The following is a 19,659-nucleotide window of genomic DNA, read 5'->3' as shown; positions in this document are numbered from 1 at the left end:
ACTCACATCAAGAATACTCGGGCATCGCCTGTCTGTTTGCAAAATTAATGATTTTGTACAATTTTTCCTAATTAAATTGCTCAGGAATTATTGCTCGTAGACCATCATTTTTGTGTTGGCAAGCGGCTTGACCGTAATCGTAGTAGGTGATTGGTCTTATGCCGAATTGAATGTTCGGATACTCTGATAAAGGATTGTGAAGGTGCACTGCACAATTGTTTAGGGCGTATTAAGATCTTTTTATTTCTATGTTTTTTTTATTGCGGTTTGCGGTGCAGCAAAATTTTATACGTCTAAATCATCGGTAGTAAGACTACTTTTAAAGTTGTCTTACTTTTGTTTTTCTAGCAATTTTTTAAAGTTTAAAAGCGCTCGATTTTCAAGTATCGCAACGCCTATTTGTGTGCGCTGAAAGCAAGCCCAAATGGGCAAGGAAAATATATTTGTGATGGTCGTTTTAATTGCGGGTGGCATAAAAAAGTAAAAAAAAACGCCAAGGCCCGCATCCGGTCTTGGCGCTTGGCTGAATTTTGATTGTTGATCAATTAAATCAGCCAGTTACAAATTCCGTAAAGAGTCTTCCTACATGGCGATCAGTGTCTGCCTTCCCCACCAAATCCCGCCTGCTGCAAGCTCGATGGGCGTTTCAATTGCGGCGGCTTCCACGCAGAGCATGCGGCGAAAATCCTTGGGTGGCATGTCGGTAAAATTCTTGACGCTATGTTCCCAAGGGTTCCAGACCACGATATCAGGCATGTTTTCCGCATTGATGCCGACAGATTGACGGGATTCCCGTAGTAGCAGAGGGCGCTCTACCTGATGGTAGATACGGTCTGTTTCGGCTTCAACGGCCAGGAAAACACCGGTATCGGTACGCTGTGGGCGCGCTGTATCGGTGCAGTCGGTATACCGGTGACCATTTAATCCTTCCAGGTGCGCCTCTTCCACCTCTTTGACGCGCAGGTAGGTGTGAAGCGCACAGGTGAAGGTGAAGGCGTCCTCCCCCTCGTTCTGCACTTCGAGTTCTATATCAAAACGATTACCTGTAACGGAAATAGAGAGTTCCAATGCAAAAGCATGGGGCCAGATGGCTCGGGTGCTTTCATTGGCGGCAAGACGCAGGGTGAGCATCGCATAGTCGGCCTCTGCGCGAAGGGATTGCCTTTCCCATGCCTGGGTACGGGCAAAACCATGCCGGGGGAGGGGGCCAAGGGTGGAGAACTGTGGGAAAATCACCGGGATCCCGCCGCGCACGGCTTTGCCGGGGGCGATCTGCGCCAGTTCCGACATGTAGAGCCGTTCCTGGCCCCCAGCCGGAATCCAGGAGACAACCTGTGCGCCATGCAGCAGGATGATGGCACTGGCACCATCCGGGGATTGCAGACGTAGGGCTGGGGCATCGTGATAGAGAATGTCTTCAACAGTGGCTTGAGGCATGATGGGTCAGGTGTACTCAAATGGAGTCAAGGGTGTGGGGGCTGGCTCAAGGCCAGGATTTCATCGTGACGATAGCAGTCCGTGGTGTGGTCATTGACCATGCCGACGGCCTGCATGAAGGCGTAACAGATGGTTGTACCCACAAAGCGGAAGCCGTGCTTTTTCAATTCTTTTGAGAGCGCATCAGAGACCGCCGTGGAGGCGGGAACTTCTGCCATGCTCTGCCAGGCGTTCTGAATGGGGGTGTGGTCGACACACTGCCAAAGCCACGCGGCTACATCGCCATGTGTGGTGCGTAGCGCGAGCCATGCGCGGGCATTGCCAATGGCTGCGTTGATCTTGGCACGATTGCGAACGATACCGGGATTGGCAAGCAGGCGCTCAACATCCTGTTCGCCAAAGGCAGCAATGACTTCGGGATCAAAGTTGCAGAAAGCCTCACGATAGGCTTCGCGTTTTTTCAGGATGGTGATCCAGGACAGCCCAGCTTGCGCACCTTCCAGCAGCAGCATCTCAAAGAGATGATGTTCGTTGTGGCTGGGCACACCCCATTCTTGATCATGGTAATGGCGATACAGCGGATCTGCTGCGCCTGCCCAGCTACCCAGCCAGGCGCATCGATGATGGTAGGGGTCTTTCATCAGGACATTTCACTCAGTGGCGTGAGTATACGGATGTCTGGCAGGCCTTTGACCTTGCCTATCAGCATGAGTACCCCACGCCCCACCAAAGTTGAGTTGAGGTGGCGGGCATGGGCATCAAGGCTGTCCCACACTTCAATGGTGTTGAGCCGACATGGATGGTTGGTGTCACAGTACAGGTCAAAACGCAAACACCCCTCTTCCTGGCGGCAGAGTTCCGCCAGCTCGCACAAAACCGACAGCACCTCTTCCCGGTATTCTGGCAGGGCTTCTGCCACGGTTAAAACGTGTACGGGGGGGAACAAGGGCATGGCAGCAGTTTCAGTGTGTTGAGGGCGAGATTTTCAGGCGTTCTTCTGTACTTTGGCAAGGCTCAATATGCCATGTTTCATAGTGGGGTCCTCTGGATCGCTATGCAAAACAAAGCCCAGACGTTCCACAAAACGTAACATATGGTCGTTATTGGCAAGGAAGATTCCTTTCATGACCCGCAACCCACGTTGTCGAGCGATATCAATCAATGTTCGCATCAGATGTTTGCCCAGCCCAGTACGCTGATGGGCATCGGCCACGACGATTGCAAATTCGCAGCTTGCCCCATCGGGGTTGGTAGCGTAGCGGCATACCCCGATCATGTGCTCTTCTTTCTCACCCGGGCTGAGCGTGGTGGCAATCAGTGCGATTTCCCGGTGATAGTCAATCTGTGTGAGCTTGGCGAGCATGGCGGGCGATAGCTCACGCATGGCACTCATAAAGCGCAGGTATTTGGTCTCTGCCGATAGCCCGCGCACAAAGTTTTGATTCATTTCGGCATCTTCAGGCTTGATTGGCCGGATGGTGACGGGGCTGCCATCACGTAGTTGCCAATGCGAAACCAAGTCCGCAGGGTAGGGGTGGATTGCCATGTGTTCATACCGCCCGTGGTGATGGGCGATCTGCCCCACCTCAATACGTGCGTCGACCACCACGGCATCGCGGTCATCCACATAGAGGGGATCAAGTTCGATGGAGCGCAGCCAGGGTAGCTCGCAGAGTAGCTCCGAGAAGCGCAGCATCAGGTTTTCTACTGCGGTAATGTTGGCTGCGGGCATACCGTTCAGGGAGCCAAGCAGTTTGAATGCGCGGGTGTCATGCATCAGATCGCGGACGAGGAAGGCATTGAGCGGCGGTAGGGCAATGGCGCGATCCGGCCAATAGCTGGGGTCCAGGCTCCGCTCCCCGAAGCCGATGACCGGGCCGAAGACCGGGTCGCGCCAAGCGCGCAGAGAGAGTTCCCGGGTGTAAGCGTTGAAGTGAGTGGACTCAATGCAGACGCCTGCCTCCACCGCGCTGGGCATGCGCAGTTCAAGTTCGGAATGGAGTTTTTCGCAGGCAAGGTGAAGTGCTACGGCACTGGCAAGGTTTTCCCGGCTGCTGCCATATTGCAGGCGCGAGCCGGTAATCGGCGCGTTGGGGCGGATTGACACCGGGAAGCCCAGGCTCATGGCAATTTCAAGCGCTTCCTCACTGCTGTGGGCCACTTTCAATGGGATAGTGGGGATGTGGAAGGCTGCCAGCAATTCCATGGCTTCATGGCGCAGCAGTACCGTACGGCGCATGCTCAGTGCCTGCTCAATGATGGCCTGCGCACCACGGATATCTGGCGGGCGGTCATCACTCAAGGGCGGGGGAAGCTGTGAGAGCAGTTGTTGGTTGCGATAGTAGGAACTGATGTGGGAGAACACGTCTACCGCGCTCTCCGGTGTGCGCAGGGTCGGGATGTTGGCCGAGCCGAAAATCTCGCGTGCCTGTTTGCAGAGGTCGTCCCCCAGCCAGCAGGTGAGGATGGGCTTATCGGTTTGCGTGCGCAAGGCAACAATCCGGTCTGCCACCTCATTGGGATGGCTTTGTGCTAGTGGTGCCAGCAGGCAGACCACGCCATCGACGCCATCGTCGGCCAGCAGAATGCTGAGTGCCTGGGCGTAGCGATCTGGCTCCCATTCCCCAACCAGATCCACCGGGTTTTCTCTCGACCAATGCGGGGGCAGGATTTCACCCAGGCGGTTGATGGATTCCGGCGACAGTTGTGCCAGGGGGATGCCCAGATCTCCGGCCCGGTCGGCAGCCATTACGCCAGGACCGCCGCCATTGGTGATGATGGCCAAGCGATTGCCACGCGGGCGGATGCGCCAGAAAAGCCCCTTAAGGTTGCTATAGAGCTGGGTCAGCGTTTTGAGCCGAACAACTCCTGAGCGGCGTAACGCTGCTTCGAATACAGCATCGTCTCCCGTGATTGCCCCGGTATGTGCCTGCGCCGCCCGTGAGGCCATGGGGTGACGCCCTGCCTTGAGCACCATGACGGGTTTTACCCGGGCGGCGGCACGCAATGCACTGAGAAAGCGCCGGGCATCCCGGATGCCCTCCACATGCACCAGGATTGCGCTGGTGCGATAGTCCGAGACTAGGTAATCAAGTACTTCGCCAAAGTCCAGTTCGGCAGAAACCCCCAGGGATACGATGCAGGAGAACCCCAAACGGTTGGCGCGTGCGTAGTCAAGCACGGCTGCGCATAGGGCGCCAGACTGTGAGACAAAGCCAATTGAACCCGGGAGTGCAGAGCCTTCGGCCAGTGTGGCGTTCAAGCCAAGCCAGGGACGGGCGACCCCAAGGCTGTTGGGTCCAAGAATGCGCATGCCATGCAGCTTGGCTGTGTGGAGCATCTGTTGCTCCAGATACAGACCTTCTGCGCCACTTTCACTGAAACCCGCTGAGAGAACGACCGCGCAGCGCACCCCCGCGTGGGCACATTCTTCTACCAGTGCCGGGACACTGGAGGCAGGAGTAGCGATGACGGCCAGATCAACTTTTTCCGGGACTTCGGAAATATGATGAAAGCACGCAATGCCGCCAATCGTGCTGTATTTCGGGTTGACCGGGTAGAGGTGACCACGATAGCCCGCACCCTGCATGTTGTGCAGCAGCACGGCCCCCAATGCGCCCTCGCGCTCTGTTGCGCCAAGAATGGCGACACTCCGTGGTTCGAACAGAGGCGAAAGATAGTGTTTCTCGTCCATTGCCGAATCCTCGTCTGCAGGGCTGGAAGGGCTGTTTGGGTTGGATCTTGTTTTTGTTCGATCTGATGCTGTCAATTATGCTGGGTTGTGCACTGCACATATAGCCTTGACGGAGGCCATAGCCAATCATTCAATCGCAAATATGACCAAAATCCTTGTTACGGGCTGATCAAGAGAGTTTGCGCTTTTGATAAAAGGCTTGGATCTCTGCCACGATATCCGGCAGCGCGTTGGCAATGTCGTGTTCCCACTGGGCCAGATTCTCACCATCTGCTACGAGGGCTTCACGGGCCTCATCGTCTGAACAATCAAAGATCGGCTCAAGTAGGGCGCCCGAGTCTTCGTCGTCCAGAAGGGCTGTCCAGGCTTCTTCCTGCAGCCAGATGCCTTGGGTGAAACCAAAGCACCAAGGGCGGGCGATATCCAGATGGTCATTTTCATCAACGTACAGGATTGGAACAAAGTCACTGTCGCTCAGCCCCTGCTTGACTTGGATAGACAGACACTCCAGCAGGCTTTCAATCTGGTGCTGTTGTGCTGGCGAGGTAAATTCAGGCTGTCGAAGATCTTCCCCCCACACGGTGGGGAGCCACTCTTCCAGTGGGGCTGGGCTTGGCGACAGGGCCAAGGCAGTCAGAAAACCGTGGAGCATGGAGATGTCCATGGTCTCTTCCGGCACCACGTCAGAGTCCAGAAAATCTGCCAGGTCGTCCAGCTCTTGATCGCTCAGGGGAGCAAGGGCTGGCAAAGAAGATGCTGTCATGACAGGGTCCGTTTCTGGGGTAAATACACGAATGGATCATGATACTCCGGGAAGCATGGTTTTTGCGTAGTCCACATCGGGCCACAACCAGAAAACCATGCGCCGCCACCCGGTTGGCGCGGGACATGCTTGCAGGGTGGGATGTTCAATACTTTTGGGGCTGTGGATGAAACCCGTCGCTATCTTTCGTCATTCGCCCCTGGTTGGGCCGGGATATTTTCTGGAGTTTCTTAATGCGCAGGCAATTCCCTGGTGTCTGATCCCGGTTGATGAGGGGGCTTCGATTCCAAGGTCGCCCGCAGAATTTAGTGGCTTGTGCTTGATGGGTGGGCCGATGAGCGTTAATGATCCACTTCCCTGGATCGCCGAAGAGTTGCGTCTGATCCAGGATGCGGTTGTGCTCAACGTTCCGGTGATCGGCCATTGTCTGGGCGGGCAGTTGCTGTCCAGGGCTTTGGGTGGGCGGGTTACGCTCAACCCGGTCAAAGAGTTTGGCTGGTCTGCACTCCAGGTTGAGCCCCCAGGCTTGGCTCGTGACTGGCTCGGTGTAACCGAGGGGGCTTTCCCCGCTTATCAATGGCATGGCGAAACCTTCAGTTTGCCAGAGGGGGCTGTGCGCATCATGACGAACGAGGTGTGCGCCAATCAGGCCTTTGTTATTGGGCCTCATTTGGGTATGCAATGTCATGTTGAAATGACGAAATCATTGATTGAGGAGTGGATACGCAATTGGGCGAATGCGTTTGGTGATCAGGCGGGTTTGCCCGATTCGGTGCAGATGCCTGAAGAACAACTATTACATTTGCAAACAAATCTGCGCGAGATGCGAACACTGAGCACGCGCCTGTATACCCGGTGGGCGAAGGGGCTTTGTGGCTATTCAGGCTAACCTGCCCCTTGGTGCATATTGCCCCCTGCTGCGCTGGCCCTACACTCAGCAAGCCATGTGGCAGATTAGCCTGGGGGAGCGATAGATGCGTACCTTGTTGATTGCATTGAGCATCATGGTGGTGGCAGGTCCTGTTTATGCTGCAAAAAGCTGCGACGAACTGAAAACCGGGATCGAGGCCAAGATCCAGGGGCACGGAGTCAAGTCCTTTACGCTTGAGATCATTGACGCCAACCAGGTCAAGGATCAGAAGGTGGTAGGCTCCTGCGAGGGGGGGAGTAAAAAGATCGTGTACAAAAAAGGAGCCTGACCGCTTCTTTGGAAACAACCGCAAGCATGGCAAGGAGCGTGCACACTTCAACCGGGGTGCCACGCTCCAAGTGTTGTTGCTTTGTGCATACAAATTGCCTGATGGTCTGGTGTTGTCATGCGGAAGCAACGTAAATTGTGATCAACGGTAGGTCTGTTTGCATGAACGGATGCTTATTTACGTCTTTTAACATCGTTAAATTTGCTTACATATCTTCTCTGGAATCTGTAGGCGTGTGACGCCTAGAATCTGCAATATGCATGCTATGCAGGACATTGACATCCCCTTATGGTCCTGTAAAAAATAATTATGGCGTGCCGAGAGGATTTGTATCATGAAGCATGCCATCGGCAACTCTCATGTGCACTTGATCAATCCACTATGGGATTCCTGTGGTGGCGGTGATCGACGTACTATTGCTACATTTGAGAACATTCGCGGTGTGGTGCCAGCCACGCTGTGGTCTCCTGCACGACCCGCTGAATACTTTACATCCAGTCATCAGATTGAACGCATTCGTCCCTGGCTTGGCAGATGGCCCCGAGGGGGAAGTCTGGTCATTATGGGCGTGTACTTCCGCATTGGGCATTGGATTCGCTGGAGTAATCCAGAGAAGATTGTAGTACTCTACAACACAGACCAGCCTGATCGGCTCGATAAGGTCCTCGCGCGCGCTCAGCTTTCTGGTGCTAAAGACATCTCCATTGTCTTCACTTCTCATGAGTTGAAAGCCCGGACCAAATATACCGGTGAGGTACTGGAGAGTCTGATTGATCTGCGGCCTTTTGTGGATCTGCCGATTGAGCGTTCTGTCGGAAAGCCTTTTACGGTTGGGCGCCTGAGCCGGGATACGCTGAAAAAGCATCATGCTGAAGACATTGCCCTGTATCGCCAGTTGGCGGCGGCAGGCGTGAGGGTGCGGGTGATGGGCGGAACCTGCCTCGCTCCTGAATTGGAAGGGACTCCCAATATCGAACTTTTGCCCGAGGGGGCAGAATCTTCCGCACAGTTCCTCTCCAGCCTGGATTGCTTCTTTTATCGCACCCGGGATGATTGGTTTGAGGCTTTTGGCCGGGTTATTTTCGAGGCCATGGCCGCAGGGCTACCTGTGGTGGCGTCTTCTCGCGGGGGGTATGCCAACTATCTGCACAACGGGGAAGATAGTCTTGTATTTAGTGATACGGCGGAGGCTCTCGCTCATCTCTGCGTACTCAAGGCTGATCCATTGCGGCGACGCACCCTGGCCAACAACGCACGGCATACGGCAGTGGAGTTGATGACCCAGATCGTGCCAGGAAAAACGCGGCGGCTCTTGTTGGGCTGATTGAACCCTGTCATCGTATTCAGATAACAGTCCCTGTGTGCATTGTGCACACAGGGACTGTTTTTTAGCGGTAACCCATGAAACCCTGTAGTAACCAGATGGTGGCTTCGCGCCGCAAGCCCGGCTCCACTTCGACCGCTACCTTGGCAAGCATCTGGTGTTCGGTAAAGCGTTGATTGACTGATATGTCATCAGACTGCGTAATGAGCAGTACCGGGCGCAGGGTATGTTCTTCCGGCAGCGGTATTGTCAATTGGTAATGATCCGCTGCATGTGTGTGAGGCGCCCATGCGGCAAAGTCCCGCTTGAGGCCACGTAACTGATAGAGCATGTGGGCCATTACCGTGCGATCTTCGGCCAGGATTACGGCATCTGGGTAGCGGACTAGAATCGGGCGTATCGCATTGGCCAGTTTGTCCCAACCTTTCGCACGTTTGAGTGGATCAATGTGGGCGGTCATTGGTTTTCCGGCCACGTGCAGAATGTCTTGCTCATGATAAGCAATCAGCATAATAGCAATATTGATGCCCAATGCAATGGCCCACCAGCGCAGGCGCAGACGTGCCAGCCACACACATGCAAGCATCAGGGCGGTAAGCAGCGCAGGCGCAGCCCAGTTGCCGTTGGCCTGCGAACGCAGGGCCTGGATAAATACCAGACCGAGTAGAGGTAGAGAGAAACAAAGCAGGAACTGGTAGCGTGGTTTGTGCCAGCGCTTGAAAGCAAGCACAAGACCACCGACAAAGGCAATGGCAAAGGCAGGCCCAAGCGAGCCGATCTGAGCAAGCAGGAATTCGCCAAAATTCCCACTTTTATCATTCATGCCTTCGACATGAGTGATTTCTGCCGTGTGGCGCAGAGTGGGGAAGTCATGCGACCAGTTCCACAAAATATTGGGCAGCACAAGCAAGGCCGCAAGCGTTACCGCACACCATAGTTTGGGGCGCGTCAGGACGCGACGACGGACAGGGTCCAGCGCGAGGTAGAGTAGTGCCGATGCACCAAAGGCCGCCATCGTGTATTTCGACATGATGCCAAGCCCTACCGCTGCGCCCAGCAGTAGCCAGTCACTCCAGTGGTCACCCTTAATGGCGCGTAGCAGACAAAGCATTGCTGCCGTCCAGAAAAACATCAATGGTGCATCGGTTGAGACGGCAAGCCCAAGCGCGGAGACAATAGGTATCAGGGCAAAGGACAAACCGGTGCGAAATCCGATACGTACATCAAACAGATTTTTGCCGAGTAAAAAGAGTAACCATGCCGTAGCGGGATAAAGCAGCAGGGAGGGCAGCTTGACAGCCAACAGGCCGTCGCCAAACAAAGCCGTACTCAGCGCAATCAGCCATGCTATGACGGGCGGTTTGGAGAAGTATCCCCAGTCCAGATTTTGTGCCCAGGTCCAGTACTGCGCCTCATCAATATACAGCGTGACGCCCAAACGAGGGATGACCCACAAACGATAGAACGTCAGCAAGGCCAGTATGCCAAGCAACAGAATGGGCTGTGGCAAGGCGGTGCTGGGGCGCTTCTTCGGCGGCGGGGGAACCTTGTTCCAGTCCTTGGGGATGATCTGGCTTTGTGGCCACGGCGTGGCTTGATTTTGGCTGGACATCAGGGGAGCCTCACCAGCAAAACTCCGCCTTCGCGGAACAGTATTTCAACAGGCTTATCTGCAGGTAGACGATCCACACGGGTCAGCGCGATCTGACCTGATTGGGCCTGACGCGGCGGAGTGACTTGTTGCCGGTACACGCTGAAGCTGGGCGAATGGAAATTCCACTGTACTCCAGGCTCAGTATAGTTTCGTGCGACCAAGCCTGCGCGTTTGACCGGGCCTTGCAGCAGATCCCCTAACAGGGGGGCGACGGCCAATGCCAAAAGCATGGTTTGCACACAGGCGACAGCCAGAATTCTTATCGAGAGATCCTGCTTCCAGCGTGTGAGCAGCAAGGCGATCACCAAGGCTGCACTGGTCAGAGCAAGGTAGGCTGTGGGGACCGCATCGGGCAGTCTGCTCAGTTGCGCAAGGTAAAAGGGGTTCTTCACCCAGTTCTGTGAGGTGGCTTGCTCAAGCAGAGCAGGCAGGGCAATGAAGGCAATCAGCAAGATCAAGGCGGGCAGGATTGCCAGCCATACATTGCGCACACGATCACGGTGAATGGCCATGAGGATGAACAGCGGTGTACACCCATAGAGTGCATAGTGCGGCAATTTGGTGCCAGACAATGAGAAAAATACGGTGACGAACAGGAACCAGATCCACAAGAAGCGGCGCAATGGATGAGACCAATCTGCGGGAGCCTGACGCACACTGGCCACCAACCAGGGCAACCACGGCAGCAGTAGTGCCGGGATCATCAGCAGGTAATAGAACATGCTGCCGGAATGCCCTTCGAGTGGGCCGGAAAAGCGTTGCAGGTTGTGTTTGAGGATAAAGCCGTCAATAAAGGCCTGCCCATGAATGCTTAACTGTGCCGTATACCAGGGGACGGTGATGACAAGCAAAATGATCCAGCCGACAGGATCGAAGACGCTGCGCAGCCAATCTCGCAGACGCCCAGCCGTCAGGCAATAGAGCAAGGTGCTTGCCCCTGGCACCAACAGGGCAACCGGCCCTTTGGTCAGCACCCCAAGGCCGATCCACAGGTAGCTTCGCAGCAATGGTGCACGGCGTCCACTTTCCAGATGGCGCCAGCTATCCAACAGCGAAAGTGCCAAAAGCATATTGAGCAATGCATCGGCAGTGGCCGCCCGCCCGATGATGTGTACGCCAATGCAGGTTGCGGCGATGCCACAGGCCAACAGACCGGCTTGTCGCCCGAAACGTTGCCAGGCGAAATGCCCCGCCGCAAAACACCAGGTGGATGCCGCCAGCGCAGAGGGCAGGCGGAAGGCCCATTCGTTGGGCCCGAGCAGCCACATGAAGGCGGCCTGACACCAGTAGATCAGAATGGGTTTGTCAAAACGAGGGTCGCCATTGAGCCATGTCGAGAGGAAATCGTGCCGCACGAACATTTCACGCGTGGCTTCCGAAAACGCCCCTTCGTCAACATCAAATAATGGAGCCCCCCCCAGGTTGAGCAGGAAGAGCACAACCGGCAGCAAAAATAGCGGCCATAGTTCGCGCAGGCTGGGAGCGTAGGGGTTTTGGGTGGGAAGATTCATTGTTTGAAGTGATGAATTTCAGTCCGCTTATGAGAGAAGCCAGAGTAGCGAAATGAGGAGAAATGGCAATCCAATGTAGAGTGCGTTATTTAGTTTAATGTCATGCCGTTTGAGGCTGATATTGTGCTCAGGATAAGAGACGTCCCACCTTTTGGCCTGGGCAAAATGATGGAGATGCCCAAGCGTGATTGAAATGCGTTCCACTTGTTGATCTGGGGTAGGGAAGAACCATGCACCCAAATTGCTGCCAAGTGGTTCTTCCTTGCAGTGGAAATACCACAGAAAATGTTCGGTATTGACATCAAACCGGTGCGAAAAATCGTCAACCAGCTCAAAGTAATCATCACCGGTAATGTCCAAATCTTCTTCCAGGCGTAAAGAAGCCGCCAATGGCCGCTTGCGGCCGGTTTGTTCTTGAACGAATTGTTCTATTTCAACAAACTCGACCATGGACTGCTGGTTGCTTCCTTTGCCTGGCCATTGGGCATTCCGTTCTGCGGCAATAGCACACGGTCAGGCGTGCCAGGCTTCATCATTGGTCGGACTGTCCGGATTGCGTACCTGATAGAGCGTAGCGCTGCCGGATTCAAAATAGATGCGGGCCAAGGTTTCGGCCAGCACGCCGGTCAGGATGAACTGAACAGCCATGATGACCGCAAAGAAGCCGACCATCAGCAGGGGGCGGGTGCCGATATCGTGGCCCAGAATCTTGAGTACGGCCATATAGGCCAGAATCAACCCGCCGATGGTGCCCAGCGCCAGACCGGCGCCCCCGAAGAAGTGACCCGGGCGTGCGCGGAAGCGCATGAAGAAGAACACCGAGATCAAATCCAGGATCACGCGGAAGGTGCGGGAGATACCATACTTGCTTTGCCCAAACTGGCGGGCGTGGTGGGTGACGACCTCTTCAGAGATGCGGCGTGGCGTGGTGACAGTTGCCAGCCATGCCGGGATGAAACGGTGCATCTCACCATACAGGCGCACGCTCTTGATGACATTGGCACGGAAAGCCTTGAGGCTGCAGCCATAGTCATTGAGTTTCACGCCGGTGATCTTGGCAATCAGGCGGTTGGCGATGCGAGAAGGGATCTTGCGCAGGAACAGGCCGTCCTGACGGTTCTTGCGCCAGCCGGAGACCAGATCCAGGTCTTCGTTGAGCAGGCGGGCGACCATGCGGGGGATGTCCTTGGGGTCATTTTGCAAGTCGCCATCCATGGTGACGATCACGTCGCCACGGGCGGCGTCGATCCCCGCCTGCATGGCGGCAGTCTGCTTGAAATTGCGCATCAGTTCAACCGTGCGCACATGGGCGCCGAATTTGGCACCTACGCGACGCAGTTCGGCAGGGGTGGCATCGGTACTGCCGTCATCAACCAGGATCAGTTCCCAAGGATGCGGGTAACCAGCAAGACCTTCGTGCACCCGGGCAATCATGGGTTCAACGTTTTCTGCCTCGTTGTACATCGGGATGACGACGGACAGGCGGTGTGCCGGGCAGGAGGGGGTTTGTTGAGCAGGCATGTTCATGTCGAAGGGGTGTTGTTATCTGCGGTCGAAGGGGTACCCGGCAGCAAGGCTGCGGCCAAGCCGCCTGCAATCAGCGAGCAGGCGATGACGAAAAGGTGCAGGGCCAGTGCTGCATTGAGCCCTTGCTGGAAAGTGATTCCGTGGGTGCGAAGCAACGCCGCGCCCCCAGCTTCATAGGTGCCAAATCCGGCGACACCCTGAATCGGGAGGATCGAAGCCAATTCGACTCCAAGCGCCCCGGCGAGCCCGGATGAAAGCGAAATAGAGAGTAGCGCCGCCAGCAGCCAAGCTTCAGCGAGCAGTTTGAGACTCCAGTTGGCCAATGTCCAGAGCCAGCCTCGGCCATTGTTTTGCGTGGACTCTGCCAGTGCTTCACGAATCTTATGGACACTGGCGGCAAAGCGCCCTGATTGGGTTTCAATTTCCGGGTGTCGTGCTGCCCAGGCGGGAATCAGCCAAGCGGCAACCACCACGCCGCCAATCCATAGCACGCGCAGCGCCGGGTGTAGTCCAGGCCAAACGAAGGCTGCCAGTGCAAGCACAACAAAAGCGTCCTGAATGCGCAACCAGAGCAGGGCAACGACCGCCCGGGTGCTGGGTACATTGAACCAGCGGGCGAGTAGAACGGGGAAGGCGGCCTCGCCACTGCGGAAAGGCAGAATGTTGATCATGGCGTTGTGCACCAGGGTCAGGCGCAGGATGGAAGCGAAGCGTACCCCTGGTGTGGCGCGGAATTCGTCGTATACCCGTCCGGCACGTAGCAGGTAGGTACTGGCAAAGGCCAGTATGGCCAGCGCCAGGGCAAGCGGATTTAGGCCAAGCAGGCTGGTTAGCGAGTCGTGCCAGCGTACACCGCTGCTCAGTATCCAGGCCAGAAAGCCCAGCGTGATCAGCAGGCCCAGGCCGCGTTTGAGCAGATTTTTCAAAGGATAGGCCCCACGTTGCCATGGACAGCAGACGTAGTTGCGCTAAAACAACAGTGTAAGAGCATCAGAATTTGTGTGGACTAGAGATTGCTTAATCTATCAAGTGTACCATTTGCCAAACCCATAGTCTTTGGGGGCATCGCAAGGTTTTAGTATTTCTTAAGCCTTGGCTGAGGTGTGCAAGGTTTGGTGGGCTTGTTTGGGCACGTTGTGGCAACCGTTCTTTACCGTCTTCCATCATGAGTGATCAGAATAGAACTCCCATCACCCCGGAACCCGGCAAACTCAATGTCGAATCCGATGAGTTGCGTTTCATCCAGCGTGCCGCCCGGCTGCTGTTGCACTACAACATGCGCACCGAATCATTGCGCAAACGCTTGCAGGAGATTGGCGAGGCGCTATGGGTGCCTGTACAGATCCATGTCGGCTACAGAACTGTGACTGTTTATACCCCTGATGGCTTGCACGTACATGCGCAGGCACCGGAATTCCGGATCAACATTGCAGTGAGCGCCGAGGTTAATCGCACCATCGACAAGGTGTGTGCGGGGAAGCTGCCCTTGCCCGAGGCGATTGAGATTCTCGATAAGGTGGAGGTCAGCGCCGGACGCCACAGTCGCTGGACCTTGTCACTGATGTTTGGTTTGGCGGCAGGGGCTCTGGCCTGGCTGCAATCTGCGGATTGGGGAGGCATGGCTGTGATATCGCTTGCCTCTGCACTGGGCATGCTGGCGCGGCAAGAGATGCATCGTTTCCATCCCGTGCTGTTCGCCTTGCCTTTCGTGGCGGCGTTGATTGGCTCCTTGATGGGGGGGCTGGTCATCCAACAGGGTTGGACACATACGCCGGGCATATGCCTGATCGTGCCTGCATTGATGCTGGTGCCGGGGCCTCATCTGATCAATGGCCTGTACGACATGATTGAAAACAATATGCAAACAGGTATCCCCCGGTTGGGTTTGGCAGCGGGCATCCTTGTAGCGGCCGCCTTGGGGATTTTTCTGGGCGGCTGGCTCACCTTGGGGATGACGACCGTGCCGCCCTGGAAGGGTTCTGCGGTGCCAATCCCGCTCTGGCTTGATGTGTTTTTGGCGGGCGTGGCTTCCTGTGGCTTCGGTGCGTTCTACAATGCGCCCTGGCGGGTATTGTGGACATCTATTCTGTGCGGCATGGTGGGGCATGGTATCCGTTACCTGTGTCTGGCCAGGGGGATGGATCTGGAGATGTCTACTCTATGGGCCTGTGTGGCGATAGGGTTCATGGCTATCCGCTGGGTGGGCAGCATGCGTATTCCATTTGCTGCGGTGGCGTTTGCCGGGGCTGTGCCGATGATGCCTGGGGTCTTGATGTTCCGGGGCATTGGCGGCGCGATGGAAATTGCCTTCGCAGGGGCGAATTCCTCTCTGCCTTTGGTGGCAGGAACACTGGCCAGCATCTTCAAATCTGCATTTGTAGTGGGCAGTATGGGGATGGGGTTGTTGGCAGGTGCATGGTTGGGCGAGATATTTTTCCGCCACGTTTTCAAGGTACATAGATGAAGCAGAAGATTGCATTGATTGGCGCACCGTGTGACGTAGGCGCCGGGACGCGTGGGGCTTCGATGGGGCCGGAAGCCCTTCGGGTGGCATTGCTCAAATCCACCCTGGAAAGCCACGGGCTGGACGTGCAGGACACGGGCAACCTCAGTGGCCCAGGCAATCCCTGGCAGGCGCCTGTGAACGGATATCGCCACCTTGAAGAAGTGGTCGCCTGGAATCGTCTGGTGTTTGATGCCATGAGCAACGCCTTGGGGCAGGGGCGCCTACCTATCCTGCTGGGGGGCGACCACTCTCTGGGGATTGGTTCCATCAGTGCGGTAGCCAAGTATTGCAGGCAGACACGCAAGAAGCTGCGCGTGCTGTGGCTGGATGCGCATGCTGACTTCAATACGTCTGAGATCACTCCGAGTGGCAACATTCATGGTATGCCTGTTGCATGTCTGTGTGGTTACGGTCCGCTTGCGCTGACCGTCCTGTCAGGCGAGACCCCGGCGCTACCTGTGTCGGCATTTCGCCAGATCGGGGTGCGCTCGGTGGATGAAGGGGAGCGTCAGTTCGTACATCAGGCTGATCTGGAAGTGTTCGACATGCGCTACATTGATGAAAATGGCATGCGCTACACCATGGAACAGGCTTTGGCGGGGATGGATGACAACACCCATCTGCATGTGAGCTTTGATGTCGACTTTCTTGAACCCGAGATTGCCCCAGGTGTTGGAACGCCCATCCCAGGGGGGCCGACGTATCGAGAAGCGCAGTTGTGCATGGAGATGATCGCAGACACCGGGCGGATGGCTTCGCTGGATGTGATGGAGCTGAACCCTGCGCTGGATGTGCGCAATCAGACTGCAGACTTGGTTGTGGATCTGCTCGAAAGCCTGTTTGGCAAAAGCACCTTGATGCGCAAGCCGCGCGCGTAGAATCCGTCCGCGCTCTTGTTATTCTTTGGTTTGCGCTGCTTTTTGCTTGGGGCGGAAGGCGCAGAATCCTGGGCGCGGCCCTTTCATGGGATGGTTGCGGCAGGTGTGCGGGCGACGTTCATAAATCGTACACAAGCGTGTGTCTGCATCAAGAAAGATGCAGTCTCCATTGGCGCGGCGTGCCAGGGTAAATATGCCATGAGCGTGATTGAACTGCGCAACCACGCGCGCCTGCTGTAGACGTTTGGCGATTTGTTTGAGCGGCTCACCCGCTTCAAATTCGTCGATGAGCTGCATGGTGAGCAGGTCTTTCAGCCACACCTCGACAGGCATGGTGCAACAGCTGGCATGGCAGACTTCGCACAGACCCTTCTTGTATTTGAGCCAAGTGTCTGTGTCGTCCAGAATCGAGATGTGACTGAGAGAGAATTTCATTGCGATACCCAATACCAAGGGGCGCAGCATATAACGTTTGAGCGGCAAAGGCGAACGCCTTCATTTGAATGAAAAAGGGCAGACGCCCGGTAGGTCGTCTGCCCTTTGTGTGGAACCCTGCCTTGGAGAAAGCAGGGTGCAAGCTTGTTATTGACCGCTGGCCAGTTGTTGGCTCAAGCGCTTGGCGCGTTCGCCTGAGGCGGGGTGGGAAGATAGTGCACTTGAATTGTCACCCAGCTTGGCGATTTTCTCGAGTGCAGACACTGAAGCAGCGGGCTTGAAGTGGTATTTCTTTGTAAAGGCCAGACCAAAATCGTCGGCTTCTTTTTCTGCCCCTTGGGAATATTGGGCATTGATCAGCGCTTCGGTAAAGCCGCCGAGTTCCGAGGCAGCCAGATCGCCTGCTACGCCGCTGGTGGCGGCAACGCCCTTGCGTGCGGCGGAGGTGAGCAGCGCGGTCTTCATCTTGGCAGCGGTGTGACCAAGCTTGACGTGGCCGATTTCGTGGCCGAGTACAAAGCGCAGTTCATCGTCGGTCAACATGTCCATCAGCGCGGTCGTGACACGGATAGAGCCATCTGCGAACGCGTAGGCGTTCGGTGTGCTGGTCGGGATCACCTTGAAGTTGAGCTTGAGGCCTTCCACGGTGGTCATCTTGGAGGTCAGCTTGACCAAACGTCTGCCGTACTTGCCCGTGGTGGTGGCGTTGTTCTTCTTGTCATCGTACTTGGCAGCCTTTGCCGAAGCGGTCTGTACATCCTTGTCAGAGATGTTGGCAGCATTGATCGCATCGCCTGCTGTCATAGCCGCCAAGCCAACATCGTTACCCTTTGCGGTAACCCCGGCCTTGTTGGCGGCAGTACCCGCCGCACCCAGCACACTGGCGGTGTTGCTGGCAGAGGAGGAAGAAGTCGATTGGCCACCGTTGGAGGCGCAGGCTGTAATCAACAAAACGCAAAGAATGGGAGACAGATATTTGAATTTCAAGATGTAGCTCCGGGGAGTGTTTGGCTGGAGGCCAAGATTGGTAGCACCCATTTGGTGCTATCGCGATAGGCCGCTAGTTTAACAACTAGACACATAAAACTCTTGAGCTATGGCATTGGATCTACTGCCGTTCGTCTGGAAAAGTGGTAAATCTGTTAAATTCGGCTCTTTGGAGTAAGGGTGAAAGAGGCGAGATGTACAAGTTTTCTTTCACATCATGTCAACTTGTAATGTTTGCCATGCGTTATTGGGCTCATGGTGCACAAGACACCGTGATTCAGATGGAGATTGAGATGGGCAGACGTTGCGATGAAACAATTGGCCAGTTCCTTGAGTCCCTTAAAAAGGCTGGCGTAGAGATCAGTAATGAAAATGCGTTGCGTGAGCGCCTCGAGGAAGTTCAGCGCTGGCATTATGCGTTCATTACGTTGGCCTCAAATGGACGCTTGATCGGTATTTCGTTCTCTGAACGTCGGCACGGTGTTAATGAAGGCAAGTTGCGCGAAACCTTTGAGCGTTACAACTTCCCTGACCATACCGAATCAGTGTTTGCGGCCGCGCTCAAGGCAACCCACTGATATTGCGTCGGCCCTTGTTGGTGTGCCAAAGCCCGCCCTAAATGCGGGCTTTCTTGATCTGATCAGCCAGACCTAGAATCTATTCAATCGCCCCGCGTTGTGCCAAACACCGGTTTAGGTGCTGGACAGGGCGCTGCTGAGTAAACGTGCAGTCACATCAACAATTGGAATAACCCGTTCGTAGGCCATGCGGGTGGGGCCGATGACGGCGATGGTACCCAACACTTGACCATCTGCCTCATAAGGGGCGGAAACCACCGAGCACTCATCCAGAGGGGTGATCCCCGATTCCCCGCCGATAAAGAGCTGCACCCCTTCAGCGCGGCTGGACATATCCAGCAACTGAACGAGGCCTGACTTCTGTTCGAATAATCGGAACAGATCGCGCAAACGTCCCATATTGGACGATAGATCGTCGACTTCCAGCAAATTACGTTCGCCAGAAAGCAGATATGGAGTGCTGTTGTCTGCCATGGCTTCCTGGCCTATGTTGATGGCGGCACTCATCAGGTCCGTCATGTCTTGACGCAATTGCACCAGATCGGCGCGCAGGCAATCGACCATCTCTCCGAAAGCCAGCCCCACGCAATGGTGGTTCAGGTAGTTGGAGGCAGTGACCAACTCATCCCCGGTGTAGGCGCGTTGGGTAAACAGGATACGGTTCTGGACGTCGCCATTGTCGGTCACGATAATGAGCAGCACGCGCATCTCTGATAGCGATACGAATTCAATCTGCCGAATCTTGACGCCTTCCCGGCGCGGAGCAATCACAATGCCCGCAAAGTGAGTCAATTCCGAGAGCAGTTGTGAAGCCGTGGAAAGTACACGCCGTGGCTCGTCGGGCTGGATATGATGTTCCAGTTCCAACACCTCGGTTTGGGCCAGGGGCTTGACGGTGAGTAGGGTGTCTACAAACAGGCGATAACCCAGTGCTGTCGGCACGCGCCCCGCAGAAGTATGGGGGCTGGTGATGAGCCCCAACTCTTCCAGATCGGCCATGACATTGCGAATGGTGGCTGGAGACAAGTCCAGCCCGGACTGACGCGACAAGACCCGCGAACCGACGGGTTGGCCATCTGCAATGTAGCGTTCAACCAAGGTCTTGAGTAATACCTTGGCGCGTTGATCGAGCTGCTGGGTCATGATTGGATTCTATTTTAGTGGGA

At 55.6% G+C, this 19,659-nt stretch carries 19 protein-coding genes; 6 read left to right on the top strand and 13 right to left on the bottom strand.

Annotation, left to right across the window (positions count from 1 at the left end; all coding sequences use genetic code 11):
* Positions 1–582: 582 nt before the first annotated feature.
* From B145_RS0107670 to B145_RS0107650, 5 genes are all read right to left on the bottom strand, one after another.
* A complete protein-coding gene (locus tag B145_RS0107670) occupies positions 583–1,437 on the bottom strand; it encodes a D-hexose-6-phosphate mutarotase (RefSeq protein ID WP_018606408.1) in 855 nt (284 codons plus the stop codon).
* 26 nt (positions 1,438–1,463) lie between these two features.
* Positions 1,464–2,078 (bottom strand): DNA-3-methyladenine glycosylase I, encoded by a 615-nt coding sequence (locus B145_RS0107665; protein WP_018606407.1) that lies wholly within the window; start codon positions 2,076–2,078, stop codon positions 1,464–1,466.
* Entirely contained in the window at positions 2,078–2,389 is a 312-nt protein-coding gene (locus B145_RS24820; RefSeq protein ID WP_018606406.1) for a putative quinol monooxygenase, read from the bottom strand. The genes B145_RS0107665 and B145_RS24820 overlap by 1 nt, the downstream gene beginning before the upstream one ends.
* A 33-nt stretch (positions 2,390–2,422) precedes the next feature.
* On the bottom strand, positions 2,423–5,131 hold the full coding sequence (locus B145_RS0107655) for a bifunctional acetate--CoA ligase family protein/GNAT family N-acetyltransferase (RefSeq protein WP_018606405.1): 2,709 nt from the start codon (positions 5,129–5,131) through the stop codon (positions 2,423–2,425).
* A 169-nt stretch (positions 5,132–5,300) separates the two neighbouring features.
* Positions 5,301–5,894: a UPF0149 family protein gene (locus B145_RS0107650; RefSeq protein ID WP_018606404.1), complete on the bottom strand. Its 594-nt coding sequence runs from the start codon at positions 5,892–5,894 to the stop codon at positions 5,301–5,303.
* A gap of 166 nt (positions 5,895–6,060) precedes the next feature.
* Between B145_RS0107650 and B145_RS24815 the strand changes: the two genes are divergently transcribed.
* From B145_RS24815 to B145_RS27335, 3 genes are all read left to right on the top strand, one after another.
* Entirely contained in the window at positions 6,061–6,783 is a 723-nt protein-coding gene (locus B145_RS24815; protein WP_033406603.1) for a type 1 glutamine amidotransferase, read from the top strand.
* An 85-nt stretch (positions 6,784–6,868) separates the two neighbouring features.
* The gene (locus B145_RS0107640) at positions 6,869–7,093 is read left to right on the top strand and encodes a DUF1161 domain-containing protein (RefSeq protein ID WP_018606400.1); all 225 of its coding nucleotides are present in this window, start codon (positions 6,869–6,871) and stop codon (positions 7,091–7,093) included.
* Positions 7,094–7,427: 334 nt separating this feature from the next.
* Entirely contained in the window at positions 7,428–8,417 is a 990-nt protein-coding gene (locus B145_RS27335) for a glycosyltransferase family 4 protein (protein ID WP_018606398.1), read from the top strand.
* Positions 8,418–8,481: 64 nt separating this feature from the next.
* Here B145_RS27335 and B145_RS24805 read toward each other — a convergent pair whose 3' ends face one another.
* The 5 genes from B145_RS24805 to B145_RS0107610 form a co-directional block, all read right to left on the bottom strand.
* The gene (locus B145_RS24805) at positions 8,482–10,029 is read right to left on the bottom strand and encodes a glycosyltransferase family 39 protein (protein WP_018606397.1); all 1,548 of its coding nucleotides are present in this window, start codon (positions 10,027–10,029) and stop codon (positions 8,482–8,484) included.
* A complete protein-coding gene (locus B145_RS0107625; protein ID WP_018606395.1) occupies positions 10,029–11,582 on the bottom strand; it encodes an ArnT family glycosyltransferase in 1,554 nt (517 codons plus the stop codon). Before B145_RS0107625 ends, B145_RS24805 begins: the two co-directional genes overlap by 1 nt.
* A 27-nt stretch (positions 11,583–11,609) precedes the next feature.
* Positions 11,610–12,032 carry a DUF1493 family protein gene (locus B145_RS0107620; protein ID WP_018606393.1) on the bottom strand — a complete coding sequence of 141 codons (423 nt, stop codon included), beginning with the start codon at positions 12,030–12,032 and terminating at the stop codon, positions 11,610–11,612.
* Between the two features lie 63 nt (positions 12,033–12,095).
* Positions 12,096–13,103, bottom strand: a complete 1,008-nt coding sequence (locus B145_RS0107615) for a glycosyltransferase family 2 protein (protein WP_245541839.1) — start codon at positions 13,101–13,103, stop codon at positions 12,096–12,098.
* Between the two features lie 2 nt (positions 13,104–13,105).
* Positions 13,106–14,035 (bottom strand): lysylphosphatidylglycerol synthase domain-containing protein, encoded by a 930-nt coding sequence (locus B145_RS0107610; RefSeq protein ID WP_018606389.1) that lies wholly within the window; start codon positions 14,033–14,035, stop codon positions 13,106–13,108.
* A 239-nt stretch (positions 14,036–14,274) separates the two neighbouring features.
* Between B145_RS0107610 and B145_RS0107605 the strand changes: the two genes are divergently transcribed.
* A complete protein-coding gene (locus B145_RS0107605; protein ID WP_018606387.1) occupies positions 14,275–15,573 on the top strand; it encodes a threonine/serine exporter family protein in 1,299 nt (432 codons plus the stop codon).
* Complete coding sequence (gene rocF / locus B145_RS0107600; RefSeq protein ID WP_018606385.1) at positions 15,570–16,493, top strand: arginase; 924 nt, start codon at positions 15,570–15,572, stop codon at positions 16,491–16,493. Before B145_RS0107605 ends, rocF begins: the two co-directional genes overlap by 4 nt.
* An 18-nt stretch (positions 16,494–16,511) precedes the next feature.
* On the opposite strand, the gene B145_RS0107595 is transcribed toward rocF, so the two are convergent.
* Both B145_RS0107595 and B145_RS0107590 read right to left on the bottom strand, forming a co-directional pair.
* Positions 16,512–16,928: a YkgJ family cysteine cluster protein gene (locus tag B145_RS0107595; protein ID WP_026258935.1), complete on the bottom strand. Its 417-nt coding sequence runs from the start codon at positions 16,926–16,928 to the stop codon at positions 16,512–16,514.
* Between the two features lie 147 nt (positions 16,929–17,075).
* Positions 17,076–17,915 carry a M48 family metalloprotease gene (locus B145_RS0107590; protein WP_157288316.1) on the bottom strand — a complete coding sequence of 280 codons (840 nt, stop codon included), beginning with the start codon at positions 17,913–17,915 and terminating at the stop codon, positions 17,076–17,078.
* A gap of 194 nt (positions 17,916–18,109) precedes the next feature.
* Here B145_RS0107590 and B145_RS0107585 point away from each other — a divergent pair, with 194 nt between their 5' ends.
* Positions 18,110–18,493 carry an NAD(P)/FAD-dependent oxidoreductase gene (locus tag B145_RS0107585; protein ID WP_018606380.1) on the top strand — a complete coding sequence of 128 codons (384 nt, stop codon included), beginning with the start codon at positions 18,110–18,112 and terminating at the stop codon, positions 18,491–18,493.
* Between the two features lie 114 nt (positions 18,494–18,607).
* Here the strand turns inward: B145_RS0107585 and hrcA are convergent, their stop codons facing one another.
* Complete coding sequence (gene hrcA, locus B145_RS0107580) at positions 18,608–19,636, bottom strand: heat-inducible transcriptional repressor HrcA (RefSeq protein WP_018606377.1); 1,029 nt, start codon at positions 19,634–19,636, stop codon at positions 18,608–18,610.
* Between the last annotated feature and the right edge of the window lie 23 nt (positions 19,637–19,659).

Source organism: Uliginosibacterium gangwonense DSM 18521 (assembly GCF_000373965.1).
Lineage (GTDB): Bacteria > Pseudomonadota > Gammaproteobacteria > Burkholderiales > Rhodocyclaceae > Uliginosibacterium > Uliginosibacterium gangwonense.
This window is presented reverse-complemented; position numbering and strand designations above follow the sequence as displayed.